Origin of the sequence: Streptomyces sp. NPDC005899 (assembly GCF_040629645.1) — a bacterium.
Lineage (GTDB): Bacteria > Actinomycetota > Actinomycetes > Streptomycetales > Streptomycetaceae > Streptomyces.
In genome coordinates, this window is sequence record NZ_JBEXWB010000495.1 from 1 (window position 1) to 3,563 (window position 3,563).

At 72.3% G+C, this 3,563-nt stretch carries 3 protein-coding genes; all 3 read left to right on the top strand.

Going from position 1 to position 3,563, the window contains the following annotated elements:
- Nucleotides 1-118: 118 nt before the first annotated feature.
- The 3 genes from uppS to ABZ371_RS30425 all read left to right on the top strand — a co-directional run bounded on the left by uppS (nt 119) and on the right by ABZ371_RS30425 (nt 3,426).
- Nucleotides 119-805, top strand: a complete 687-nt coding sequence (gene uppS / locus ABZ371_RS30415; protein ID WP_358685673.1) for a polyprenyl diphosphate synthase — start codon at nt 119-121, stop codon at nt 803-805.
- Nucleotides 802-2,265, top strand: a complete 1,464-nt coding sequence (locus ABZ371_RS30420; protein ID WP_358685667.1) for an oxygenase MpaB family protein — start codon at nt 802-804, stop codon at nt 2,263-2,265. Before uppS ends, ABZ371_RS30420 begins: the two co-directional genes overlap by 4 nt.
- A gap of 711 nt (nt 2,266-2,976) precedes the next feature.
- On the top strand, nt 2,977-3,426 hold the full coding sequence (locus ABZ371_RS30425) for an SSI family serine proteinase inhibitor (protein ID WP_358685670.1): 450 nt from the start codon (nt 2,977-2,979) through the stop codon (nt 3,424-3,426).
- Nucleotides 3,427-3,563: the final 137 nt, after the last annotated feature.

Sequence of the window (3,563 nt, forward strand, 5' to 3'; positions counted from 1 at the left end):
CGCGCCGCCCGGCCCTCGGCAGGGCGAGGACCCGGAGCGCGAGCCGCGCGAGGAGGCTCCGGGCGGCCGGGAGCACGACTACCCCACGCGAGAGGTACCACGGCACGTGGCCTGCGTGATGGACGGCAACGGGCGCTGGGCGCAACGCCGTTCGCTCCCCCGCACGGCCGGCCACCGAGCCGCGGAGACCACCGTCATCGACATCATCGAGGCAGCCCGGTCCGCCGGTGTCGAGTGGCTCAGCCTGTACGCCTTCTCCACGGAGAACTGGAACCGTCCTGGCACCGAGGTGGGTTATCTGATGCGCCTGGTCCGCCAGGTCGTGCGGAAACACGCCCCGCTGCTGCTCGCCCGCGGCGTCCGCTGCCGCTTCCTCGGGGCCGCCGATCCGCGCATTCCTCGGGAACTGACGCAGGACTTCGATGACTTGACGACGCTGACCGCCGACAACCGGGGGATGACGCTGACCGTCGCGTTCGACCACGGCGGCCGCCGGGACATCGTCGAGGCCGCACGTTCGCTGATCCGCAGCGGGACACCCGCCGACGAGGTGACCGAACGGCTCTTCGCGGACCACCTGCCGTTTCCGGACACCCCGGACGTGGACCTCGTCATCCGCACCTCCGGCGAGCAGCGCATCTCCAACTTCATGCTCTGGCAGGTCGCCTACGCCGAGTGGGTCTTCCCCGAGGCGCTGTGGCCGGACTTCCGCGCCCCCGACTTCCTGGCCTGCCTGCACACCTACCGGCGGCGCGACCGCCGCTTCGGCGGCGTGCCGCCCCGGACGAACGGAGACCCGTCATGACGAGCGGAACGACCGAAACGGCGGACGAGGTGCGGCCGTTCGGCCCCGACTCCCAGTTCAGCGCACTGTTCGACGACCCGCGTTGGGCACTGGCCATGATCCGCGCCACCGTGCTGGAGGCGGCTCATCCGCAGATCGGTGCCGCCCTCGCCGACAACTCCACGTTCGTCGCCCACCCGTGGCGCCGGCTTCGCAACACCTTCCTCAGCATGCGGCGCATGTTCGACGCCGACCCGGCGGTGCGCGCGCGGGAGGCCGACCGGCTCAACCGGCTCCACGCCCGCATGAGCGGTTCGGACCCGGGCGGCCGGCCCTACGACGCGATGGACCGCGGTACCCGGGCATGGGTGGTGGCCACCCTCTTCGAGAGTGCCGTCACGATGTGCCGGCTGAGCGGCCAGCCGCTGGACCAGGAGCGGATGGTGCGGATGTACGCCGAGTACCGGGCGTTCCTCGCCGCGCTCGACGGTGACGCCGGGGCGCTGCCCGAGGACCTCCACGCCTTCTGGGGGTACTTCGACCGGGTCGTCGCCGACGCGTTGGAGAGTACCGAGGCGGCCCGCGTCATCCTCTACCGGCTCTTCGACCACCTGCCCGCACCCGCCCTGCTCGACGGCGCGCCGACGCTGTGGGCGGCCGGCCGTGCTGTCGCCGGTCCGCTCCTCGGCGCGATCACCGTCGCCTCACTCCCCGAGCCGTACCGGCGCCGGGCCGGCCTGCCGGAGATGCCGGGCGCCCAGACCCTGATGCAGGGCGCCTACCTGGCCGCCGGACTCGCGCGCTTCCTCCCCGCCGGCTGGCTCAATGCCGAGAGCATCATCGAGGTCCTCTCCCTGACGCCCGGCAGCGACGACCCCCGCGCGCGGACCGTGGCCGCCCTGCACGCCCGCATGAAACGGGCCTCGGCCCTGCTTCGCCTGCTCGCACCGCTGGGCAGCGGCACCGACCCGGACCAGACGGCCCCGGCGGCCCCGAAGGAGGGCGGACGCTCAGCGGAGGAGTTCTTCCGGCAGGTACTGGACCAGACCGGCGACGGACACCTCGACTGGCCTGATCTCGCCGCCATGGCCCGCGAGTTGTCCACTCGCCTCGACCTGGACGAACCCGAGGAGACCCGGCTCTACGACGCGTTCGCCGCCTGGTGGCGAGAGCTCCAGGCCGCTCTCGACACGGACGGGGACGGACGCGTCAGCGCCGAGGAGTACGCCGCCGCGGTCCCTTCCCCAGCCGGCCCCGCGCTCATCCGCGTCGCCGAGGTGGTCTTCGACGCCACCGACAAGGACGGGAACGGGACCATCGACGCGCAGGAGTACCGCACTCTCTTCCGCACCGCCTTCCACCGTGACCTCACCACCACGGACGGCGCATACGGCCGGAGCGCCTTCGTGGGTGACTTCCTCTCCTTCATGTCGGGCCGCCGCACGAGCACGCCGTACGACCCGCTGCTCGCCGACGCCTGAGACCGTGCGAGGCCGAGCCGTCGTCACAGAGCCCTGCCTCGCGCGGTGCGGGCCGAGCTCTTTCTGACGGGCAGACGCCGCACGCGGTGCGGTACGTGAGGGGCGGCAGCGGTCCGGAGAGGGCCTGCGGGCGCGGACGGGCACTCCGGCCGGCTTTTCGGGCGGGTCTCGGGCTTGTCGCCTCCGGACAGGGGCAGCGGAGGCGTTCGCGGTGGTCGGCGCGGCGGAAGCCGGATGCTGGTGCGGGCATCATCCCCGGGCACGCTCCTCCTCGGCGGATGCGGGAGGCCCAGGTTCCAGCCGGCCGTCCGGTCAGGCATCGATCCGTGGCGTCGGCGCGCGGGGACGAGCTGTCGCCACGGGTTCCCGGCTGCACCACCGATCGTGAAGCGCGTCGGCCCCGCCGCGCTTCCACAGCGTCCCGCCCACCCTCGCAGCGCTGGTTTCCGGTCGATGCCGACTTTTTCGCACGGCAACCACTGGACTGTCTTCGCAGCTCAGACGGTAGTTCGCGGTTGTACCACCAACTTTCGTCCATATGCTGGACACCCTGCGAGGCGTCCGCGCACCGGCCCCGAGCTGGCCGAACGGCCATTCGGTAGGGCATGTGCGCGCGAGTCGGGCCGGAAAGTACTGATCGATGTGCACTCACTGGCTGCAAGCATCAGACTCCCCACCGCAACCACCCCCCGAGTCGAAGGAGATGCACTCATGCGTTACCACCTCATCAGGACCGGTGCGATCACCACGTTGTCCACGCTCCTGATGACCGGTGCGACCGCGCTGGGCGTCGCACAGGCCCAGCCTGCTCAGCCTGCCGGCCTCTACGCCCCGTCGGCGCTCGTCCTCTCGGTCGGCGAGGGCAGCAGCAGCGCCGAGTCCGCCACCGTCCAGCGCGCCGTGACCCTGAGCTGTGCGCCCCGCCCCAGTGGCACCCATCCCTCGCCCGCTGCGGCCTGCACGGAACTCCGGTCCGTGCAGGGAGACTTCGCTCAGCTGACCAGGCCGCTGCCGCAGGGGAACTGCACGCGTCAGTGGGACCCCGTCGTCCTCAACGCCTCGGGTGTGTGGCAGGGCCGCAACGTCTCCTGGTCGGCCACCTTCGGCAACGCCTGCGAGATGCAGGCGAGTCTGGCCGCGGGGCCGGTCTTCGCCTTCTGACCGGGTACTCCGGCACGAGGGGCCGGCGCCCGGCGTCGGCCCCTCACCCATGGCGCCCCACCCCCGCCGTACCCGCCTGCCGGCAGACCGGCGGGGGCGGGCACGGGCCTCTCGGCCCTGCGCCCGGGAGAGCGTGG